20 protein-coding genes and 1 tRNA gene are annotated in these 19,245 nt (G+C 62.9%); 18 read left to right on the top strand and 3 right to left on the bottom strand.

Annotated elements, in window-relative coordinates:
• Window positions 1–123: 123 nt before the first annotated feature.
• Together K3178_RS13280 and K3178_RS13275 are read left to right on the top strand one after the other, a co-directional pair.
• A complete protein-coding gene (locus tag K3178_RS13280) occupies window positions 124–1,413 on the top strand; it encodes an adenylosuccinate synthase (protein WP_221571888.1) in 1,290 nt (429 codons plus the stop codon).
• 37 nt (window positions 1,414–1,450) lie between these two features.
• Complete coding sequence (locus tag K3178_RS13275; protein WP_221571887.1) at window positions 1,451–2,593, top strand: beta-ketoacyl-ACP synthase III; 1,143 nt, start codon at window positions 1,451–1,453, stop codon at window positions 2,591–2,593.
• On the opposite strand, the gene K3178_RS13270 is transcribed toward K3178_RS13275, so the two are convergent.
• Window positions 2,554–3,630 (bottom strand): phosphatase PAP2 family protein, encoded by a 1,077-nt coding sequence (locus K3178_RS13270; protein WP_221571886.1) that lies wholly within the window; start codon window positions 3,628–3,630, stop codon window positions 2,554–2,556. The two genes, K3178_RS13275 and K3178_RS13270, sit on opposite strands and share 40 nt — an antisense overlap.
• 101 nt (window positions 3,631–3,731) lie before the next feature.
• Here K3178_RS13270 and K3178_RS13265 point away from each other — a divergent pair, with 101 nt between their 5' ends.
• Together K3178_RS13265 and K3178_RS13260 are read left to right on the top strand one after the other, a co-directional pair.
• Window positions 3,732–4,481 carry a phosphatidylserine decarboxylase gene (locus K3178_RS13265; RefSeq protein WP_221571885.1) on the top strand — a complete coding sequence of 250 codons (750 nt, stop codon included), beginning with the start codon at window positions 3,732–3,734 and terminating at the stop codon, window positions 4,479–4,481.
• Window positions 4,478–5,320, top strand: a complete 843-nt coding sequence (locus K3178_RS13260) for a CDP-alcohol phosphatidyltransferase family protein (RefSeq protein ID WP_221571884.1) — start codon at window positions 4,478–4,480, stop codon at window positions 5,318–5,320. Before K3178_RS13265 ends, K3178_RS13260 begins: the two co-directional genes overlap by 4 nt.
• On the opposite strand, the gene K3178_RS13255 is transcribed toward K3178_RS13260, so the two are convergent.
• Complete coding sequence (locus K3178_RS13255; protein ID WP_221571883.1) at window positions 5,289–5,531, bottom strand: hypothetical protein; 243 nt, start codon at window positions 5,529–5,531, stop codon at window positions 5,289–5,291. The genes K3178_RS13260 and K3178_RS13255 overlap by 32 nt on opposite strands.
• A gap of 356 nt (window positions 5,532–5,887) precedes the next feature.
• On the opposite strand from K3178_RS13255, the gene rpsB reads away from it, so the two are divergent.
• The 12 genes from rpsB (at window position 5,888) to rpmE (ending at window position 17,145) form a co-directional block, all read left to right on the top strand.
• Window positions 5,888–6,637 (top strand): 30S ribosomal protein S2, encoded by a 750-nt coding sequence (rpsB, locus tag K3178_RS13250; protein WP_221571882.1) that lies wholly within the window; start codon window positions 5,888–5,890, stop codon window positions 6,635–6,637.
• A gap of 119 nt (window positions 6,638–6,756) precedes the next feature.
• Window positions 6,757–7,683, top strand: coding sequence for a translation elongation factor Ts (gene tsf, locus K3178_RS13245; RefSeq protein WP_221571881.1), 927 nt, complete (start codon window positions 6,757–6,759; stop codon window positions 7,681–7,683).
• 135 nt (window positions 7,684–7,818) lie between these two features.
• On the top strand, window positions 7,819–8,544 hold the full coding sequence (gene pyrH / locus K3178_RS13240) for a UMP kinase (RefSeq protein ID WP_221571880.1): 726 nt from the start codon (window positions 7,819–7,821) through the stop codon (window positions 8,542–8,544).
• 38 nt (window positions 8,545–8,582) lie between these two features.
• Window positions 8,583–9,140: a ribosome recycling factor gene (frr, locus tag K3178_RS13235; protein ID WP_221571879.1), complete on the top strand. Its 558-nt coding sequence runs from the start codon at window positions 8,583–8,585 to the stop codon at window positions 9,138–9,140.
• Window positions 9,141–9,165: 25 nt separating this feature from the next.
• Complete coding sequence (gene uppS, locus K3178_RS13230; RefSeq protein WP_221571878.1) at window positions 9,166–9,849, top strand: polyprenyl diphosphate synthase; 684 nt, start codon at window positions 9,166–9,168, stop codon at window positions 9,847–9,849.
• Window positions 9,836–10,540, top strand: a complete 705-nt coding sequence (locus K3178_RS13225) for a phosphatidate cytidylyltransferase (RefSeq protein ID WP_247713786.1) — start codon at window positions 9,836–9,838, stop codon at window positions 10,538–10,540. The genes uppS and K3178_RS13225 overlap by 14 nt, the downstream gene beginning before the upstream one ends.
• The gene (gene dxr / locus K3178_RS13220) at window positions 10,537–11,688 is read left to right on the top strand and encodes a 1-deoxy-D-xylulose-5-phosphate reductoisomerase (protein ID WP_221571876.1); all 1,152 of its coding nucleotides are present in this window, start codon (window positions 10,537–10,539) and stop codon (window positions 11,686–11,688) included. Before K3178_RS13225 ends, dxr begins: the two co-directional genes overlap by 4 nt.
• A 25-nt stretch (window positions 11,689–11,713) precedes the next feature.
• A complete protein-coding gene (rseP, locus tag K3178_RS13215) occupies window positions 11,714–12,823 on the top strand; it encodes an RIP metalloprotease RseP (RefSeq protein WP_221571910.1) in 1,110 nt (369 codons plus the stop codon).
• Window positions 12,824–12,960: 137 nt separating this feature from the next.
• Entirely contained in the window at window positions 12,961–15,678 is a 2,718-nt protein-coding gene (gene bamA, locus K3178_RS13210) for an outer membrane protein assembly factor BamA (protein WP_221571909.1), read from the top strand.
• Window positions 15,678–16,355 (top strand): OmpH family outer membrane protein, encoded by a 678-nt coding sequence (locus K3178_RS13205; protein ID WP_221571875.1) that lies wholly within the window; start codon window positions 15,678–15,680, stop codon window positions 16,353–16,355. Before bamA ends, K3178_RS13205 begins: the two co-directional genes overlap by 1 nt.
• A gap of 19 nt (window positions 16,356–16,374) precedes the next feature.
• Complete coding sequence (fabZ, locus tag K3178_RS13200; RefSeq protein ID WP_221571874.1) at window positions 16,375–16,827, top strand: 3-hydroxyacyl-ACP dehydratase FabZ; 453 nt, start codon at window positions 16,375–16,377, stop codon at window positions 16,825–16,827.
• A gap of 93 nt (window positions 16,828–16,920) precedes the next feature.
• Window positions 16,921–17,145 carry a 50S ribosomal protein L31 gene (gene rpmE, locus K3178_RS13195; RefSeq protein WP_221571873.1) on the top strand — a complete coding sequence of 75 codons (225 nt, stop codon included), beginning with the start codon at window positions 16,921–16,923 and terminating at the stop codon, window positions 17,143–17,145.
• A 60-nt stretch (window positions 17,146–17,205) separates the two neighbouring features.
• Here the strand turns inward: rpmE and K3178_RS13190 are convergent, their stop codons facing one another.
• Window positions 17,206–17,841, bottom strand: coding sequence for a prolyl hydroxylase family protein (locus tag K3178_RS13190; protein WP_221571872.1), 636 nt, complete (start codon window positions 17,839–17,841; stop codon window positions 17,206–17,208).
• Between the two features lie 194 nt (window positions 17,842–18,035).
• Between K3178_RS13190 and K3178_RS13185 the strand changes: the two genes are divergently transcribed.
• Both K3178_RS13185 and K3178_RS13180 read left to right on the top strand, forming a co-directional pair.
• A tRNA-His gene (locus K3178_RS13185) sits at window positions 18,036–18,112 on the top strand.
• 55 nt (window positions 18,113–18,167) lie between these two features.
• Window positions 18,168–19,232 (top strand): Leu/Phe/Val dehydrogenase, encoded by a 1,065-nt coding sequence (locus K3178_RS13180; protein ID WP_221571871.1) that lies wholly within the window; start codon window positions 18,168–18,170, stop codon window positions 19,230–19,232.
• Window positions 19,233–19,245: the final 13 nt, after the last annotated feature.

Genomic DNA, 19,245 nt, shown 5'->3' with positions numbered 1-19,245 from the left:
CGCGCCCCTAGCACCAGCTTGGCCGGAAAACACCCTTTCTATCTCGCTCGCGCCTTGCCCCGCATCGTATAAGCGCCTAGGGCCGCGCGCGTTTGCGCATCCCCGAAATAGCAGGACTGAAGAATGGCCAACGTCACCGTGATCGGCGCCCAGTGGGGCGATGAGGGCAAGGGCAAGATCGTCGACTGGCTCGCCAGCCGCGCCGATGCCGTGGTCCGCTTCCAAGGCGGTCACAATGCCGGCCATACGCTGGTCATCGACGGGACGACCTACAAGCTTTCGCTGCTGCCCTCGGGCATCGTGTCGGGCACGCTGTCGATCATCGGCAATGGCGTGGTGCTCGACCCTTGGGCGCTCAAGGCCGAGGTCGAAAAGCTCGAAGGGCAAGGCGTCACCATCAACGCCGACAATCTCGCAGTCGCCGACAATTGCCCGCTGATCCTGCCCATCCACCGCGATCTCGATGGCCTTCGCGAAGCTGCTGCGGGTTCTGGCAAGATCGGCACAACCGGACGCGGTATCGGCCCTGCCTACGAGGACAAGGTCGGCCGCCGCGCCATCCGCGTGTGCGACCTTGCGCATCTCGACCATCTCGAACCGCAACTCGACCGCCTCTGCGCGCATCATGACGCACTGCGTGCCGGGTTCGACCAGCCGCCCGTGGACCGAGAAGCGCTGCTAGAGGAATTGCGCGGCATTGCGGACTTCGTGCTGCAATACTCGCAGCCGGTCTGGAAACGCCTCAAGAAAGTGCGCAAGGCGGGTGCCAAGATCCTGTTCGAAGGCGCGCAGGGCGTGCTGCTCGATATCGACCACGGCACCTATCCCTTCGTCACCAGCTCGAACACGGTGAGCGGCACGGCCGCCTCGGGTAGCGGGCTCGGCCCCAATGCGACCGGATATGTGCTCGGCATCGTGAAAGCCTACACCACCCGCGTGGGCAGCGGCCCGTTCCCGACCGAATTGGAAGACGAGGTCGGCCAGCGCCTCGGCGAGCGTGGCCATGAATTCGGCACGGTCACCGGTCGCCAGCGCCGCGTCGGCTGGTTCGATGCGGTCATTGTGCGCCAGAGCTGCTCGATCAGCGGCGTCACCGGTATCGCACTGACCAAGATCGACGTTCTCGACGGGCTCGACGAGGTAAAGATCTGCACCGGCTACCGCCTGCGCAACAATGTTTACGATTACTTCCCCAGCCACGCCGCCGACCAGGCTGCAGTCGAGCCGATCTACGAGACGATGGAAGGCTGGAAGGAATCGACCGCCGGCGCGCGCAGCTTCGCCGATCTGCCCGCCAATGCTGTGAAATACGTCCAGCGCATCCAGGAACTGATCGAAACGCCCGTCGCGCTGGTTTCCACCAGCCCCGAGCGCGACGACACGATCCTTATGCGCGATCCCTTCATGGACTGATCTTGCGAGGCGCAGTGCGCAGGACTAGGCACGCCGCATGACAGATACGACACAGCTGACCGGCCGCCCGGTCATCTCCTCGACCGGCCTCTTCACGCCTTCCGAAAGCATTTCGAACGAGGAGCTGGTCGCCAGCTTCAACGAATATGTGCGCCGCCACAACGAGGCGAATGCAGACGCGATCGCGGCTGGCGAAATGGAAGCGCTGACCGAAAGCTCGGTCGAATTCATCGAGAAGGCGAGCGGCATCAAGGCGCGCCATGTCATGGCGAAACAGCCGGTGCTCGATCCCGATGTCATGGCGCCGCGCTGGCCGCAGCGGCCGAACGACGAAATCTCGATCCTTGCCGAAATCGGGGTGAAGGCCGCGCGCGATGCGCTCGAGCGGGCAGGGCGCAAGCCCGAGGATGTCGACGCTGTGCTGTGCGCGGCCTCGAACATGGAACGCCCCTATCCGGCGATGGCGATCGAGATCCAGCAGGCTCTGGGGATTGAAGGCTTCGGCTTCGATATGAATGTCGCGTGCTCATCCGCGACTTTCGGCATCCAGACCGCCGCCGACTATATCCGCGCCGGCAATGCGAAGAGCGTGCTCGTCGTCAGCCCGGAAATAACCAGCGGCCATCTCAACTGGCGCGACCGCGACAGCCATTTCATTTTCGGCGATGTCGCCACCGCCGTTCTGGTCGAGGATGCTGCCGTCGCCCCGGCAAAGCATTGGGACATCCTCGGCACCAAGCTCAAGACCGTCTTCTCTAACAATATCCGCAACAATTTCGGCTTCCTCAACCGCGCCTATCCCGAAAACGCCGGAGGGCCGGACAAGCTGTTCGTCCAAGAAGGGCGCAAGGTGTTCAAGGAAGTCGTGCCGATGGTCGCCCAGATGATCGTGGACGAGGCCGAGCGGCTGGACATCGATCCGCAGAGCCTGCGGCGCCTCTGGCTACACCAGGCCAACACCGGGATGAATCGCCTGATTGCGCACCGTGTGCTGGGTCACGAGGCCAGTGAGGACGAGAGCCCCACTGTGCTGGATACCTACGGTAACACCTCGAGCGCGGGCTCGATCATCGCCTTCAACCTGCACAGCGACGATCTTCAGCCGGGCGACACCGGCCTGATCTGCAGCTTCGGCGCGGGTTATTCGGCCGGGACGGTGTTCGTTCGCAAGGTGGGCTGAGCGAAGGGCACGGGCAGCCTGTCCCACGCCCGGAAGACATACGGGACAGCCTTCCAGATCGCCCACATCGCGGCGAGAGAAACGACGCCGTCCAGCGCGTAGTGATATGCGGTGTGGACCGATCCGATCCAGATAACCACCATGAACCAGAAGAATGCGCGGCCCCAGGCCTTCGAGCTATCCCGTGCTGCGAGCCAGAAAAGCGCGCATACCGCAAGGTGCATCGACGGCATGGCGCTGATCCCGCGGCCGAGCCCGTTCTCCCGCGCGAAATAGCCTTCGAGCAGCCCCTCCTGGACAGGAACCGTCATCACCGGAACCTGCTCATTGGCCCAGCGCAGATAGTCCATCTGCGCGGCGAAATCGGTGATGCCGAGAATGGGTTCGACGAAAACGGGCCCAACCGAGGCGAAGATGGTGGCCATCAATCCGCCCACGATCGACCATGAAAGCGCGTAGCTGAGGAAAAAACGACGGCGGATATCGTCCGAAACCCCCGGCGATAGCGCGATCACGGCGACGCCGATGTAAAGCAGCAGGATCCAGATGTGATAGACCACTGCAATAGCTGCTGTGACTATCGGATAGCCGAACAGGGGCTGGAGGATTTGCCAGGCATCGTAACCGAACAGGAGGGTGCGCTCCCACGCGATGAATGTCGCATCCCACTCGAACTCATTGAACAGCGGGATCATCGCCTTGAGGCTCGAGAATACGGGTATGAGGATGGCGCACATCGCCAGTACCGGGACTGCTGCAATGGCCCTGAGGACTCCCGATATCGTGAAATACCTGTCCCTCGCCCACCGCAATGGCCGGGCCGGCCGGTCGCGAAACAGCCGCCATATGATATCCACGAAGAACCACATTACGGCGCCTGTGAAAATTATCCCGAGGCTCTCGAACGAACCGACGTTGTCATAGGGAATGGAGAACCGTGACCAGAGGTAGAACACCACTGCGGAGCAAACGAGAGCATAGAGATATACGGGAAATTCGCCCCACCAGCGTCGGGCAATGTCGGACCAGTGCTTCATAACGCGGCATTTACCATGAATGAGTGAAGGAATCTCTAAGCCGGTGAACTTCGGCCGTTGCAAGCTTGTGACACCGGCTTTCCCCGCGTAGTGCCTCGGAAATGGCAGGAGACCTCCAAGACAATCACGGCCGCGGCGACGTTCCCTCGAGCATCCCGCGGATTCATCCCGAAGGCCGCAAGTTCGGTCTTGCCGTGCTCGGTGTCTCGCTGCTGGCCGCATGGTTCGCATGGGAGACGATCGCCTGGCCGCTCGCCTTCCTTTCGCTGCTTGTATTCGCTTTCTTCCGCGATCCCGAGCGGGTCGTGCCGCAGGACGATCGCTTCATCGTTGCCCCTGCCGATGGCAAGGTGGTGCAGATCGCGGAGGTCGAGCCGCCGCGCGAAATGGTGGTGGACGACGGCAGCGGGATTGCCGGCCTTGCGCCGGTGCCGGTGACCCGCATCTCGATCTATCTTTCGCTGATGGATGTGCACATTAACCGTACGCCCATCGGCGGCATGGTTCGCCGCGTGGTCTACATCCCCGGCAAGTTCCTCAATTCCGATCTCGACAAGGCGAGCGAGGACAACGAGCGGCAGCACATCCTGATCGAACGCTCCGATGGGGTGAAGGTCGGGGTCACGCAGATCGCCGGCATCATTGCGCGGCGGATCGTGGCTTTTGCGAAACCGGGCGATACACTGGGCGTTGGGCAGAGACTGGGCATGATCCGTTTCGGAAGCCGGGTGGATGTCTACCTACCGGCCGGGACCGGATCCTATGTCATGATCGGCCAGAAGGTCGTCGCAGGGGAAACCGTGCTTGCCGCCGTCGGTAGCCAGCCCCTGCTCGAAGGAGTGTCGCAATGAGCCTGCTGAACGACCAGAAGCCCTTGCCGGAGCCCGAGGAACGCGCGCGTCTCGGCCCCAAGGCTGCCGAAGACGAGAAGCCCGTACTCGGCCGCTCTCGTGGGCTGAGCCTGCGCGCCATGGCGCCCAATGCGATTACCGCCGCGGCGCTGTGCTCGGGCCTTACCGGCATTCGTTTCGCGATCGGGGAGCAATGGGCGGAGGCTGCAGTCGCGGTGATCGTCGCGGGTATCCTCGACGGCATGGACGGCCGTATTGCGCGCCTGCTGAAGGCCCAGTCGCGCTTCGGCGCCGAACTGGACAGCCTCGCCGATTCGCTGAGCTTCGGGACGGCGCCGGCTATCATCATTTACCTCTGGTCGCTGTCGGCAGAGCCGCGCTGGGGCTGGTTCGCTGCGCTTGCGCTTGCCATCTGCTGCGCGCTGCGCCTCGCGCGCTTCAATGCGCAGATCGATACCCAGGACCAGCCGCACAAGTCACTGGGCTTCCTCACGGGCGTTCCCGCGCCGATGGGGGCGGGCCTCGCTTTCATGCCGTTCTATCTCTGGATGGCGACGGATGTGGAGCTGTTCCGCGATCCGGTCTTCGTCGCGCCCTGGATCCTTGCGACCGCGCTGCTGATGATTTCGAGCATGGCGACGCCGAGCTGGACCTCGCTGCGCCCGCGTCGCGGTATCAGGCTGTGGGTGCTGGTCTTCGTGGGGCTGCTGTTCGGCGCACTGATGCTCGAACCCTGGTGGACTCTGAGCGTGATCGGGATCGGCTATCTGGTGCTGCTGCCATTCACGCTGTTCAAATATGCGCGGCTCAAGCGGCGCGCTGCGACACCTGCCGAATGACCGGATAGGCGCGGGACTGGCGACCGAAACCGTTCGCGCTTCCCGTGACGATCGATGGACGCTGGCCGACACCTGCCGTCGCATAACCCTGTTTCATCCGCTGCCGCAGCAGGCCGAAAGCGGACCACCAGCGAAGGCCGCTATCGGCGAGCACGAGCACCGTCGCGACAGTGGCGAGGGTGAATGCGGCGATGAGAACAGTTGCGAACATATCCGTCGTCTCCTTCCCCGCCTGCCTGTGCACAAGGCTGTTGACAGCCGGGGTAAATTTACGGGAAAACCCCTAAATCGACCGGCAAGTTCCGGCGATGAGAACAATGTTCTCGTTTTGTTCCGCCGTGTCAAGCGTTTTTCGCGCCCGGATTCCCTTTTTTCGCGGTGAATTGAGTCTGGATTTATCCGGCAAAGCCCCCTATGTGCGCGCCGTTCGCCACAGATTCGGCCAATTCCGGCCCGTTTCCGCGACGATCAAATCCACATGGAAGGCACACATACCGGTGCCCGGCGCGGGATACTCCGCACCACGGGTTCCAGTCTTCCAGAGGCACAACCGGAAAGGAAATGACCATGGCGGCTCCTACCGTCACCATGCAGCAACTGATCGAGGCCGGCGCACACTTCGGCCACCAGACCCACCGTTGGAACCCGCGCATGAAGCCGTATATCTTCGGCGCGCGTAACGGCATCCACATCATCGACCTGTCGCAGAGCGTTCCGCTCTTCGCCCGTGCGCTCGACTTCGTGCAGCAGACCGCTCGTTCGGGCGGCAAGGTGCTGTTCGTCGGCACCAAGCGCCAGGCGCAGGACCCGATCCGCGAAGCAGCGCTCGCTTCGGGCCAGCACTTCGTCAACCACCGCTGGCTGGGCGGCATGCTCACCAACTGGAAGACGATCTCGCAGTCGATCAAGCGTCTCAAGACACTCGACGAGCAGCTCTCGGGCGAAATGTCGGGCCTGACCAAGAAGGAAATCCTCCAGCTGACGCGCGAGCGTGACAAGCTGGAACTTTCGCTTGGCGGCATCCGCAACATGGGCGGCATCCCGGACGTGATGTTCGTGATCGACGCCAACAAGGAAGACCTCGCCATCAAGGAAGCCAATGTTCTTGGCATCCCCGTGGTCGCCGTGCTCGACACCAATGTCGATCCGAACGGCATCGCCTTCCCGATCCCGGGCAACGACGACGCTGCCCGCGCCATCAAGCTCTATTGCGATGCGATTGCCGAAGCGGCGCGCAGCGGCAAGGGCGAAGGCGTCCAGGATTCGGGTGCTGACGTCGGCGCGATGGAAAATCCGCCCGAAGAAGCAGTGGCCTGAGGCCCATTCCCGTTCGGCGGGAGCGCCATGCTCCCGTCACATAAGCGAGATACGCGCCGGGCCGCTGACACCAGCAGGCCCGGTGCCATCGCATCAAGAAACCCAAGAAGGAAATTACCATGGCTGCATTCACTGCCGCTGACGTAAAGGCCCTGCGCGAGAAGACCGGCGCGGGCATGATGGACGCCAAGAAGGCGCTCGAAGCCGCTAACGGCGATATCGAAGCCGCTGTCGACGCACTGCGCGCCAAGGGCCTCGCCACCGCCCAGAAGAAGTCGAGCCGTACCGCGGCCGAAGGTCTCGTCGGCATTGCCGTCGAAGGCACCCGCGGCGTTGCCGTCGAAGTGAACTCGGAAACCGACTTCGTTGCGAAGAACGACAAGTTTCAGGACTTCGTCCGCAAGACCACGCAGGTCGCGCTGGGCACCGACGGCGACGACGTGGACACGCTCAAGGCTGCCGGTTATCCCGATGGCGGTTCGGTCGCCGAAAAGCTGACCGACAATGTCGCTACGATCGGTGAAAACCAGCAGATCCGCCGCATCAAGACCGTCTCGGTTACCAATGGCGTGATCGTGCCTTACATGCACAATGCGGTTGCTCCCGACCTCGGCAAGATCGGCGTTCTCGTCGCTCTCGAAAGCGAAGGCGACAAGGCCAAGCTGGAAGAGCTGGGCAAGAAGCTCGGCATGCACATCGCCGCAGCATTCCCGCAGGCGCTGACCGCAGACGGCCTCGACGCCGAAGTGATCGAGCGTGAGCGCGCGATCGCCAAGGAAAAGGCAGCCGAGAGCGGCAAGCCCGAAAACGTCCAGGAAAAGATGGTCGAAGGCGCGGTTGGCAAGTACGCCAAGGAAAACGCGCTGCTCAGCCAGATCTACGTGATCGACAACAAGACCCCGATCGCGCAGGTCGTCGAGCAGGCCGGCAAGGATGTCGGTGCCAAGGTCGAACTGGTGGACTACGTCCGCTTCCAGCTCGGCGAAGGCATCGAGAAGGAAGAAAGCGACTTCGCCGCAGAAGTGGCAGCTGCTGTCGCCGGCTAAGCGAAAGCTCGCTTGCTGAACGAATTGGGCCGCCGGAGTTCGCTCCGGCGGCCTTTTTCGTGTCGCGGTCCTCTTGGCAGCGGCGCACTCGCGCTCTAAGGCCGCGCAAACCCTCCAGATCAGAGACCTACCCGCATGACCCTCCCCAAGATGAACCGCGTCCTCCTGAAACTTTCGGGCGAGGTGCTGATGGGGAACAACCAGTTCGGCATCGATCCGGCCTTCGTGCTGGAGCTCGCCAAGGAAGTGAAGGCGGCCAAGGACACCGGGCTCGAGATTTGCCTCGTCATCGGCGGCGGCAATATCTTCCGCGGCATGGCGGGCGCGGCGCAGGGGATGGACCGCGCGCAGGCCGATTACATGGGAATGCTCGCCACGGTGATGAACGCGCTGGCGATGCAGAGCGCGCTCGAACAGATCGGTGTCGAGACCCGCGTGCAGAGCGCGGTTCAGATGGACCAGGTGTGCGAGCCGGTCATCCGCCGCCGCGCCGAACGCCATCTCGAAAAGGGCCGCATCGTGATCTTCGCCGCCGGTGTGGGCGCGCCTTACTTCACGACCGACAGCGGCGCCGCGCTTCGCGCTGCCGAAATGAAGTGCGACGCGCTGCTCAAGGGCACGAGCGTCGACGGAGTGTACGATAGCGACCCCAAGAAGAACCCCGATGCAACGCGTTACGAAACCGTGAGTTATTCCAAGGTGCTGGCGGACGACCTCAAGGTCATGGACGCGAGCGCGGTGGCGCTGTGCCGCGACAATGACATTCCGATCGTTGTCTTCTCGATCCGCGAGAAGGGCAATGTGGCGAAGGTGCTGTCGGGCAACGGCACCCAGACCGTCGTTACCGACCACACCGCTTGACGAATTTTTGACAGAACGAAGAGACGAGGAAGCCTGACATGGCCAAATACGACAAAGCCGATATCGAGCGCCGCATGAAGGGTGCGGTGGAAAGCCTGAAGAGCGATCTTGGCGGCCTGCGCACCGGCCGCGCGAACACCAGCCTGCTCGATCCGGTCGTGGTCGAAGTCTACGGCTCGATGATGCCGCTGAACCAGGTCGCCACCGTCTCGGCGCCCGAACCGCGCATGCTCAGCGTGCAGGTGTGGGACAAGGCCAATGTAACGGCAGTCGAAAAGGGGATCGCCAAGGCGAACCTCGGCCTCAACCCGATGATCGACGGCCAGAACGTGCGCCTGCCGATGCCCGACCTCACCGAGGAGCGCCGCAAGGATCTCGCAAAGGTGGCGGGCGAATATGGCGAGAAGGCCAAGATCGCCATCCGCAACGTGCGCCGCGACGGGATGGAAGCGCTGAAGGAAGACGAGAAGAAGAAGGAAATTTCCGAAGACGAGCAGAAGCGCTGCGAGGGTGACGTCCAGAAGCTGACCGACACGCATGTCGCGGAGGCCGACGAGGCCGTGGCGAAGAAGCAGAAGGAAATCATGAGCCAGTAAGCGGCTCGCGATCGGCTGCACCTCAATGACCAAGGAAACCCAGGAAGCCCGCCATGTGGCCATTATCATGGATGGCAACGGGCGCTGGGCGAAACGCAAGCACCTGCCGCGCGTCATGGGCCACCGCAAGGGCGTGGAGGCCGTGCGCGAACTGGTACGCAGCCTCAAGGACACCTCGATCGACTGCCTGACGCTCTATGCGTTCAGCAGCGAGAACTGGAAGCGGCCCGAGGACGAGGTCGACGATCTGATGAATTTGATGCGCAAGTTCATCAAATCGGACCTGCCCGAATTCATCGCCAATGACGTGCGCCTGCATATCCTTGGCGACTGGCAGGGCCTTGCGCCCGACATCGTCGAAATGCTCGAGGACGCGCTGGCCAAGACCGCGCATGGCTCGCGCACGCTGGCAGTGGCGCTGAATTACGGTGCCCATGCCGAGATCGCGCAGGCCGCGGCCAAGGCGGCTGCCAATGGCGAGGTGACCGAGCGCAGCATCGCAGCCAATCTCTACACCGCCGATTTGCCGCCGCTCGACCTGCTGATCCGCACCAGCGGCGAAGTGCGCCTGTCCAATTTCCTCTTGTGGCAGGCGGCCTATGCGGAAATGATCTTCACCGACGTATTATGGCCCGATTTCACGCCGGAGCATCTGCGCGATGCGCTGGACCAGTTTGCGGGCAGGGAGAGACGCTTTGGCGGACGCTGACACGGCGACGAAAAGCAAGAATGCGGACTTGCCCATCAGGGTACTGTCCGCTGCGGTGATGCTTGCAGTGGCGATTGCCGCGCTGGTGGCGGGCGATCCGTGGCTCGACTGGTTCATTGCGGCAGTGGTGCTGGCAACGCTGGTCGAATTCGTGCTGTTGGTGGTGAAGGCGACGCGCAATGTGCCCTTCCGCCTTGCCGCCATCCTGGCGGGCGCGGTCTATATCGGGCTGGCAGGCTTCGTCCTGTCGCAGCTGCCTGTGCCGTTGATCATCGGCGTCGTGGGCGCGGTTATCTGCGTGGACACCTTCGCCTATGCTTTCGGGCGCACGCTCGGCGGCCCGAAGATCGCGCCGCGCATCAGTCCTTCGAAGACCTGGGCAGGCCTCCTTGGCGGCATCGTCGGTGCGAGCGCGTGGCTGGCTGCCTTCGTCTATGTCGCCGCGCGGCAGGTCAGCGGCGCCAATACACTCGGCTTCGAAGCGGGCGAGATCGGCACACTGGTGGCGATGGGCGCTGCGGTTGCCGTGGCTGCACAGGCGGGCGATTTCCTCGAAAGCTGGCTCAAGCGCAAAGCGGGCGTGAAGGACAGCTCGCACCTCATTCCCGGCCATGGCGGCTTTTTCGACCGCACCGACGGGATGATCCCCGTGGCGCTGCTGGCGGGCGTATTCCTCAACCTCGTGCGATGACGCGTTCGATCACCATACTCGGAGCGACCGGCTCGGTTGGCGCATCGACGCTCGACCTCGTGCGGCGCAACCGCGCAGAATGGCGCATCGAGGCGCTGACCGCGCATTCCAATGTTGCTGAACTGGCGAAACTGGCGCGTGAATTCGGCGCTGGCGTGGCCGTGATTGCGGACGAGGCGCGTCTAGGTGAATTGAAGGAAGCGCTTGCCGGTTCGGGTGTGGAGGCAGCTGCGGGCCGCGCGGCGCTCTGCGAAGCGGCTTCGCGCCCTGCGGATATCGTCATGGCCGCCATTGTCGGCTGCGCGGGTCTCGCGCCGGTCATGGCGGCAATCGAGCAGGGCAGCACTGTCGCACTCGCCAATAAGGAGGCGCTGGTTTCGGCCGGCGAGGTGATGACTGCCGCCGTCGAGAAACACGGGGCAACGCTTCTACCGGTCGACAGCGAGCACAATGCCATCTTCCAGTGCCTGCAGGGCGGCAGGCTGGACGAGGTGCGCACCATCACGCTTACCGCCAGCGGCGGACCGCTGCGGCTGGTCGATGACCTCGACGCCGTCACCCCCGAACAGGCGATCGCGCATCCCAACTGGGACATGGGCGCCAAGATCAGCGTCGATAGCGCCACCATGTTCAACAAGGGCCTCGAACTGATCGAGGCGCATCACCTCTTTCCTGTCGGACTCGATAAGATCCGCATCGTGGTGCACCCGCAGAGCGTGATCCACTCGATGGTCGAATATCGCGATGGCTCCACGCTGGCGCAGCTTGGCCCATCCGACATGCGCGTACCGATCGCTTCCTGCCTCGCATACCCCGCGCGGATGGATACGCCGATGGCGCCGCTCGACCTGCCCGCGATCGGTGAACTCAGCTTCTTCCATCCCGACGAAGACCGCTTTCCCGCTACCCGGCTGGCACGGCAGGCGGCAGAAGCGGGCGGGGCGGCCCCGGCGACGCTCAATGCCGCCAACGAGGTCGCTGTGGCGGCATTCCTCGCCGGTAAGATAAAGTTCAGCCGCATTGCGCTATTGGTGGAAGCCGTATTGAATGCCGGAAACATGTCCGCAGCGCCGCGTAGTCTCGATGAAGTCCTCGAGATAGACGCTGGTGCGCGCCGGGCTGCCGAGGCGCTTATGGAGACTGCCTGAGTTGGACGCATCGATCCCCTTCTGGATGTATATCGTCGGCTTCCCGCTGCTGCTGGGGCCGCTGGTGACGCTGCACGAACTCGGCCATTATCTCGTCGCGCGCTGGTTCGGGGTGAAGGCGCTCGCCTTTTCGGTCGGCTTCGGCAAGGAAATCGCCGGTTACACCGACAAGCACGGGACCCGCTGGAAACTCAGCGCCCTGCCGCTCGGCGGCTATGTCCAGTTCAAGGGCGACATGGACCCGGCCAGCATCCCGCATCCCGACGAGATCGCAAATGCCACGCCCGAAGAGCGTGACGGCAGCTTCCACCACGCCTCGCTGTGGCAGCGCGCGCTGATCGTATTCGCGGGCCCGGCGATGAACATCCTCATCACGCTGGCTATTTTCGCCAGCTTCTTTGCGGTATTCGGCAAGCCTGCCCCCATCGATCCGGCGGAGACCAACGTCATCAAGAGTTTCGCCGAGGAATCGGCTGCACGCGATGCGGGCCTCATGGAAGGCGACCGGATCGTGGCGATTGACGGCGACGTTGTGGCCGAGTTCGAGGATATCCAGCAGCATGTCCTGCTCTATCCGGGCAAGACGCTGCAGGTCGAGATCGAACGTGATGACCGCAATATGACCCTGCCGGTCAAGCTCGCCGACGTGACCGAGACCGACCGGTTCGGCAATTCTTCGCGGGTCGGCAGGCTGGGCATCTATTCGACGGGTATGGAATTCCAGTCCGTCGGGATCGGCGAATCCGTCAAGCTGGCTTTCGTCCAGACCGGCGACCTCGTCGGGATGATGGCCACCGGCATCAAGCAGGTCATCGTCGGCGACCGCTCGGTGAAGGAGCTTGGCGGGCCTGTCACCATCGGCAAATATGCGGGCGAACAACTGAGCATGGGGCCGCTCGCCTTCATCAACTTCCTGGCGCTCATCTCGCTTAACTTGGCATTCATCAACCTCCTGCCAATCCCGGCGCTCGACGGCGGACACCTGGCTTTTTACGCGGCAGAGGCAATCCGCCGCAAACCGCTGGGACCGCGCAGTACGGAGGTGGCCTACAGGGCCGGTGTAGCGCTGGTGCTCGCACTGATGGTTTTCGTCACCTTCATCGATATCGCCAAGCTCCCGTTCATCGGGAATTAGGCGGGGACAGGCCGGTTCGTTTCCTCCTTTCGGGGTGCGACACGGCTTGATTGGAGAGGCTGCATCGGGCAGGGGGCCATCTGGCTTTCGGGACCCGGGGGCCGATGGATTATTTGAGGACGGAAATTCCCTTGTCGATGACCGGATTTGCGACTGCCGCTGGCGATACCAAGAAGCGGGCCGCGCGGCTCACTGCTACCCTGCTTGCAGGCACGATCATGGGCGGCATGCCCGGCGTTGTGCTGGCGCAGGAGGCCGAGGAAACCCCGGCCGAAACCCAGCCGGCAGTAGCGCCCCAGCAGGACATCGTCCGCACCATCGCGGTTGCCGGCGCACAGCGCCTCGAGCCGCAGACGATCCTTTCCTATATCCGCCTGCGCCCGGGCGATACCTATACCGCCGCAGCAGGCGACCAGGTGCTGAAGGACCTTTCGGCCACCGAGCTGTTCTCCAACGTCAGCGTGACCAATAACGATGGCAATGTCGTCATCACCGTCGTCGAGAATCCGGTCATCAACCGCGTGATCCTGGAAGGCAACCAACGGATCAAAAACGACAAGATCGTTCCCGAAATCCGTCTCGCGCCGCGCCAGATTTTCACCCGTTCCAAGGTCCGCGCCGACGTTGCCCGCATCATCGAGCTCTACAAGCGCCAGGGCCGCTTTGCCGCTACGGTCGAGCCGCAGATGGTCGAGCTGAGCCAGAACCGCGTCGATATCGTCTTCGAAATCGACGAAGGGCCCAAGTCCAAGGTCCGCCAGATCAACATCATCGGCAACGAGCAGTTCTCCGACGGCAAGCTCAAGGGCGAGATGGTCACCAAGGAAACCGGTGGCATCCTTTCCTTCCTCAGCTCGAACACCAGCTACGACCCCGATCGCCTGGCATTCGACCAGCAGAACCTGCGCACCTTCTACCTCACCCAAGGCTATGCCGACTTCCGCGTCGTTTCCGCGGTTGCCGAGCTGACGCCGGACAAGGAAGACTTCATCATCACCTATGTGGTGGAAGAGGGCGAGCGGTATAAGTTCGGCGATGTCGAGGTGCGCAGCGAACTGCGCGATTTCGACAGCGAGGCGATGACCGATCGGCTGCCGATGAAGCCGGGTGACTGGTACGATGCCAAGGTTGTCGAGGATACGGTCGAACAGATGACCGACCTCGCGGGCACCTTCGGCTACGCTTTCGCGGACGTGCGCCCGGAATACGTGCGCAATCCCGAAGAGCTGACGATGGACCTGACGCTGGTCCTGCGCGAGGCGCCGCGTGTCTATGTCGAGCGGATCGACGTGAACGGCAACACTCTCACGCAGGACAAGGTCGTGCGCCGCGAATTCCGTGTGGCAGAAGGCGATGCCTTCAACAGCCTCGCGATCAAGCGCTCGGAATCGCGCATCAACTCGCTCGGCTACTTCCAGGAAAACTTCGAAATCACCCAGGCCGAGGGCAGCGCACCCGACCGCGTGGTTCTCGAAGCCAATATCGAGGAGCAGCCGACCGGCGAACTGCAGCTTTCGGCCGGCTTCTCGAGCCTCGAAAAGTTCGTCCTGGCCGGTTCGATCCGCCAGAAGAACTTCCGCGGGCGCGGCCAGACCATCGGATTGAGCGTGAACTATTCGCGCTTCTCGAAGTCGGCGCAGGTCAGCTTCACCGAGCCTTACGTGTTCGACCGCAACATCTCGATGGGCGCGGACATCTATCACCGCGAATACGACAACGATTACTACGCCAACGACCTCAACCGCTACAAGCAGGCGACCACCGGTCTTTCGCTGCGCGCAGGCGTGCCGCTGACCGAATACATGTCGGCCATCGGCAGCTACACGCTCAACCGTGAAAACGTGACCGTCGGCACGCTGTATTACGACGATTTTGACGGCGACGGGGTCAAGGAGTGTGTCCAGTCGCGCTTCATCTGCGAAGCGATCGGCAAGCGCACCAGTTCGATCCTGGGCCTGACGCTCAATTACGATACGCTCAACAGCCGCTATCGCCCGACACGCGGCGAATCGATTTCGACCTCGGCCGAAATTGCCGGCCTCGGCGGAGACGTGAAATACCTGCGCATGCGCTCGAAGATGGGCAAGTGGATGCCGCTCGGCTCCGGCTTCATCTTCTCGCTGCAGGCCGAAGGCGGCTGGATCGAGGCATTGGAAGATCGCGGGCTGGAAGGCTTCGACGACGTCCGCCTGACCGACCGTTTCTTCCTCGGAGAACCGCAGTTCCGGGGCTTCGATGTCCGCGGTGTGGGTCCGCGCGTCGTCAGGCTGCAGTATCTCGACGATGATAACGACAGCGCCACTCCTCCGGTGCTCGAAACGATCGAGCAGTTCCGTGAGGACAGGAACCGCGTCGGCGACGATTCGCTCGGCGGCCGCGCCTACTACCTCGGCCGCGCAGAGCTGGAGATCCCGCTGGGTGCCGGCGCGCAGGAAATGGGTCTGCGCCCCTCGATCTGGCTGGATGTCGGCTCGCTCTTCGCGGTCCAGCGCCCCCAGCTCGACGATTTCCCAGACGGCCAGCAGGCTCGTTCGGGCGCCAACCTGGTCTACACCGGCCCCCTTTACAATGACGACGGGACGCCCAGGCTCGATAGTTCGGGCAACCCGGTGATCGGGCAAACGATTGACGCCGTCGATGCCGATGGCAATCCCAATGCGCCCGTCATCCTGGCGAACAGTGCTTATCGCGAGGTATTCCTCGGCAATAGCGTGAGCCCGCGCATTACCGCCGGTTTCGGCGTGAACTGGAACTCGCCCTTTGGTCCGTTCAGGATCGATGTATCCCAGGTGATTAAAAAGCAGCCTGGTGATGACACCAAGATCATCTCATTCAATGTAGGAACGCAATTCTAATGAAACTCTTCACCAAAACCCTCGCCGCCGCGAGCCTTGCTGGCGCGGCAATCGCTGCGACGCCGGCCGCCGCGCAGGTCAGCGGCAATATCGGTGTGGTCGATGTATCGCGCACCGTGGTCGCTTCCTCGGCCTTGAGCACCGGTTTCCAGCAGATCGGCACGACCTATGCTTCGCAGATCACCCAGATCCAGCAGAAGCAGCAGCAGGCCCAGACGCTGATCCAGCAGCTCGACACCAACAATGACGGTAATCTCGACCAGGCCGAGCAGCAGGCGGCGCAGACCGCCCCGCAGGCCCAGCAGATCCAGACGCTCGAGCGCGAGATCGCACAGCTCCAGAACCAGCTCGATACTGCGCGCGTCTATGTGGTCGAGCAGATTCTGCTCCAGTACGGCGCGGCTCTCCAGACGGTCGTTGCTGCCGACAACATCCAGCTCGTCATTTCGCCCGATGCGGTTGCCTGGTCCAACCCGGCCGCGAACATCGGCCAGAAGGTCGTGAACGCACTGAACGCGCGGGTGCCTTCGGTTCAGATCACGCCGCCGCAGGGTTGGCAGCCGAGCCAGCAGTCGGTCGCTGTGTACCAGCAGGTCCAGCAGCTGATGGTCATGGCAGCCCGCCAGCAGGCAGCAGCGCAGCAGCAGCAGCAGCCGGCACAGACCAACGGACGCTAAGAAAACAGGAGAGCAGGGGATGAGCGAGACCGGTTTCGACGTTGTCGAGGTGCTGAAGCGCCTGCCGCACCGCTATCCCCTGCTGCTCGTGGACCGCGTGGCCGAACTCGTCCCCGACGAGCGGATCCATGCCATCAAGGCGGTCAGCTTCAACGAAGATTTCTTCCAGGGGCATTTCCCCGGCGCGCCGATCATGCCCGGCGTCCTACAGATCGAAGCGCTGGCGCAGGCTGCCGGCGTGCTCGCGGTGGAAAGCCTCGGCCTCGCAGGCTCCGGCAAGCTCGTCTATTTCATGGCGATCGAGAATGCGAAGTTCCGCGCGCCTGTCACGCCCGGCGTGCTGCTCGATCTCAAGGCCGAATTCGTCCAGAAGCGCGCCCGCGTGTGCAAGTTTGCGGGCGAGGCATCGGTCGACGGCAAGGTGACCTGCGAAGTCAGCTTCACCGCGATGATTGCAGACGCGCCCGAATAACCTTGCGAATCCCGGCGCACGCCGCTATGCGCGCGCCTTTCCCAACACAGCTGGACCGGTCGGAACCGTTCCGAAGCTAGAAGGACGTTTATCATGAAGACCGAAGGTCACCCCGATTACCACATGATCACGGTCAAGATGACCGATGGTACCGAGTTCCAGACGCGCTCCACCTGGGGCAGCGAAGGCGACACGATGACGCTGGAAATCGATCCGACCAGCCACCCGGCATGGACCGGCGGCAAGCAGCAGCTCCAAGAGGGCGGCCGCGTTGCTGCCTTCAACAAGCGCTTCGGCGGGCTTACGCTCAAGAAGTAAGCTGCTCGCAAGAGCGAGGAAATTACGAAGGGCGGCCTTGCGGGGCCGCCCTTTTTCGTTTCACCAGCCCCATTCCTTTTCGCGGTACCACTTGGTGATCACGTATTTGACACCTTTGCGTACCTTCATGCCGTGGTGGATCGTGTTGGGATTTTCGCGACCATCGGGGCGCATGTTGTTCCAGCACACGAGCTTGCCGGTTTCGGGCTGGAAAGTCTTCTTCACCGCCTTGAACCGCGTCGCTCCGCCGGCCTCGACCTCGTTCAGATAGACCATGAAAGTCCAGGTCCGCTGTCCTGCAACCGAACAGTATTTGTCCCAGTCCTGGCCGCCCCGGTTGAAATAGTCGCAGTGTGGCTTGAATTCCTGCCCGACAGCGTAGCGCTGACCCTGAAGCGGTTCGCCATAAACCGGATCGATTCCATTGAGTGCCGCAAGCAAGGCTTCGAGTTCACGTACTGCCGGCTCCTCGGCATCGAGATCGCAGGTTTCGCTGGTCCGGAAGTAGCGGTCGTCGCCGGCATCGGCGAGCGTGGAGGGGCGACGGTCCTTTTCTATCAGTTGAACCAATTGTGCGCAGAGTTGCGGGCTTGCAAAATTCCGCAGCTGAAACAGCTCGAGCTTGTCCGAGGGCACGCGTTGCATGCCGGGACGCGACAGCAGGAGGTCAGCCGAAGATTCGCCGGGCAATGTCATCGCGGCGACGATAATGCCGGTGGAGCGCTTCGCAAGCCGCGAAAGATAGTTGCGCCGATTGTTCCAAAATCGCTTTTTCGCTTCCCATTTGCCCCCGCCTGTGCAACAGGCGCTCGCCGTTGCGCAAGGCGGGTTGACGGCCCAATCCTCGCGTATATGTGCCGCCTTCCCGGCAGCGTTTCCGGGGGCGTGTGGCGATCGTAGCTCAGTTGGTTAGAGCGCCGGTTTGTGGTACCGGAGGTCGCGGGTTCGAACCCCGTCGATCGCCCCATTTTCTCCCTTCGCACCGGGTCTGAGAGATACCTTTTCCAAGGGGCGAGAGGCCGATGACAGCGTTCTGGACCGAAGCGGATTACGACGATCACGAACTGGTCGAGGTCGTGCGCGACTCGAAGAGCGGGCTCACCGCGATCATTGCGCTTCATTCCACCCATCTCGGCCCCGGCGCCGGCGGTACGCGCTTCTGGCACTATGCCGAGCCTGAAGCCGCCATGCGCGATGCGCTGCGCCTGTCGCGCGGCATGAGCTACAAGAATGCCATGGCCGGCCTTCCCATGGGCGGCGGCAAGGCCGTCATCCTCGCCGATGAGAACAAGACCAAGACGCCAGAAATGCTCGCCGCATTCGCCGATGCGGTCGAAGCGCTGGGTGGGCAATATGTCACTGCCGAGGACGTCGGCATTTCCGAGGCGGATATGGCCGCTGTGGCCGAGCGCACGCAGTATGTCTCCGGCTTGCCCGTAGAAGGCGAAGATGCGGCCGGCGGTGATCCTGGTCCTTTCACCGCGCTCGGCATCTTCCTCGGCATCAAGGCCGCCGTGAAGCACAAGCTGGGCAAGGACAGTATGGACGGTGTCCATGTCGCGATCCAGGGTACGGGCAGCGTCGGCGGCGGTGTAGCGCGCCTGCTCGCCAAGGAAGGCGCAAAACTCACGCTGTCGGACATCCACATGGACCGCTGCGAGGCGCTGGCAGCCGAACTCGACGCCGATTGCGTTGCACCCGATGCGATCATGTCGGTTTCCTGCGATGTGTTCAGCCCCAACGCGCTTGGCGCAATCCTCGACGATGAAGGCATCGCACGGCTCGACTGCCAGATCGTGGCGGGCGGGGCGAACAACCAGCTGAAGCGCGCGCAGCACGGCCCGATGCTGGCCGAGCGCGGCATTCTCTATGCGCCCGACTATGTGATCAACGCGGGCGGGATCATCTCGGTGACGCTGGAATATCTGTGCCGCCACGACGAGGCGCCTTGCGACATCAACGAAGTGCGCAAGCGCATCGCGCTGATCCCGGGACGGCTCGAGCAGATCTGGCAGGAAAGCGACAAGTCCGGCATCTCGCCGGACCAGGTTGCCGACCGAATGGCACAGGAACTCATCGGCCGCTGATCCGGCTTGCGGG

The organism is Qipengyuania sphaerica, from assembly GCF_019711595.1.
Classification (GTDB): domain Bacteria; phylum Pseudomonadota; class Alphaproteobacteria; order Sphingomonadales; family Sphingomonadaceae; genus Qipengyuania; species Qipengyuania sphaerica.
The sequence above is the reverse complement of the archived record's forward strand: the minus strand, read 5'-3'. Positions and strand labels throughout refer to the sequence as shown.

Excerpts from the sequence above, each read along its gene's own strand:
- K3178_RS13280 (WP_221571888.1), top strand. The coding sequence starts at position 124 with ATGGCCAACGTCACCGTGATCGGCGCCCAGTGGGGCGATGAGGGCAAG.
- K3178_RS13275 (WP_221571887.1), top strand. The coding sequence starts at position 1,451 with ATGACAGATACGACACAGCTGACCGGCCGCCCGGTCATCTCCTCGACC.
- K3178_RS13270 (WP_221571886.1), bottom strand. The coding sequence starts at position 3,630 with ATGAAGCACTGGTCCGACATTGCCCGACGCTGGTGGGGCGAATTTCCC.
- K3178_RS13265 (WP_221571885.1), top strand. The coding sequence starts at position 3,732 with ATGGCAGGAGACCTCCAAGACAATCACGGCCGCGGCGACGTTCCCTCG.
- K3178_RS13260 (WP_221571884.1), top strand. The coding sequence starts at position 4,478 with ATGAGCCTGCTGAACGACCAGAAGCCCTTGCCGGAGCCCGAGGAACGC.
- K3178_RS13255 (WP_221571883.1), bottom strand. The coding sequence starts at position 5,531 with ATGTTCGCAACTGTTCTCATCGCCGCATTCACCCTCGCCACTGTCGCG.
- rpsB (WP_221571882.1), top strand. The coding sequence starts at position 5,888 with ATGGCGGCTCCTACCGTCACCATGCAGCAACTGATCGAGGCCGGCGCA.
- tsf (WP_221571881.1), top strand. The coding sequence starts at position 6,757 with ATGGCTGCATTCACTGCCGCTGACGTAAAGGCCCTGCGCGAGAAGACC.
- pyrH (WP_221571880.1), top strand. The coding sequence starts at position 7,819 with ATGACCCTCCCCAAGATGAACCGCGTCCTCCTGAAACTTTCGGGCGAG.
- frr (WP_221571879.1), top strand. The coding sequence starts at position 8,583 with ATGGCCAAATACGACAAAGCCGATATCGAGCGCCGCATGAAGGGTGCG.
- uppS (WP_221571878.1), top strand. The coding sequence starts at position 9,166 with ATGACCAAGGAAACCCAGGAAGCCCGCCATGTGGCCATTATCATGGAT.
- dxr (WP_221571876.1), top strand. The coding sequence starts at position 10,537 with ATGACGCGTTCGATCACCATACTCGGAGCGACCGGCTCGGTTGGCGCA.
- rseP (WP_221571910.1), top strand. The coding sequence starts at position 11,714 with ATGTATATCGTCGGCTTCCCGCTGCTGCTGGGGCCGCTGGTGACGCTG.
- bamA (WP_221571909.1), top strand. The coding sequence starts at position 12,961 with ATGACCGGATTTGCGACTGCCGCTGGCGATACCAAGAAGCGGGCCGCG.
- K3178_RS13205 (WP_221571875.1), top strand. The coding sequence starts at position 15,678 with ATGAAACTCTTCACCAAAACCCTCGCCGCCGCGAGCCTTGCTGGCGCG.
- fabZ (WP_221571874.1), top strand. The coding sequence starts at position 16,375 with ATGAGCGAGACCGGTTTCGACGTTGTCGAGGTGCTGAAGCGCCTGCCG.
- rpmE (WP_221571873.1), top strand. The coding sequence starts at position 16,921 with ATGAAGACCGAAGGTCACCCCGATTACCACATGATCACGGTCAAGATG.
- K3178_RS13190 (WP_221571872.1), bottom strand. The coding sequence starts at position 17,841 with ATGACATTGCCCGGCGAATCTTCGGCTGACCTCCTGCTGTCGCGTCCC.
- K3178_RS13180 (WP_221571871.1), top strand. The coding sequence starts at position 18,168 with ATGACAGCGTTCTGGACCGAAGCGGATTACGACGATCACGAACTGGTC.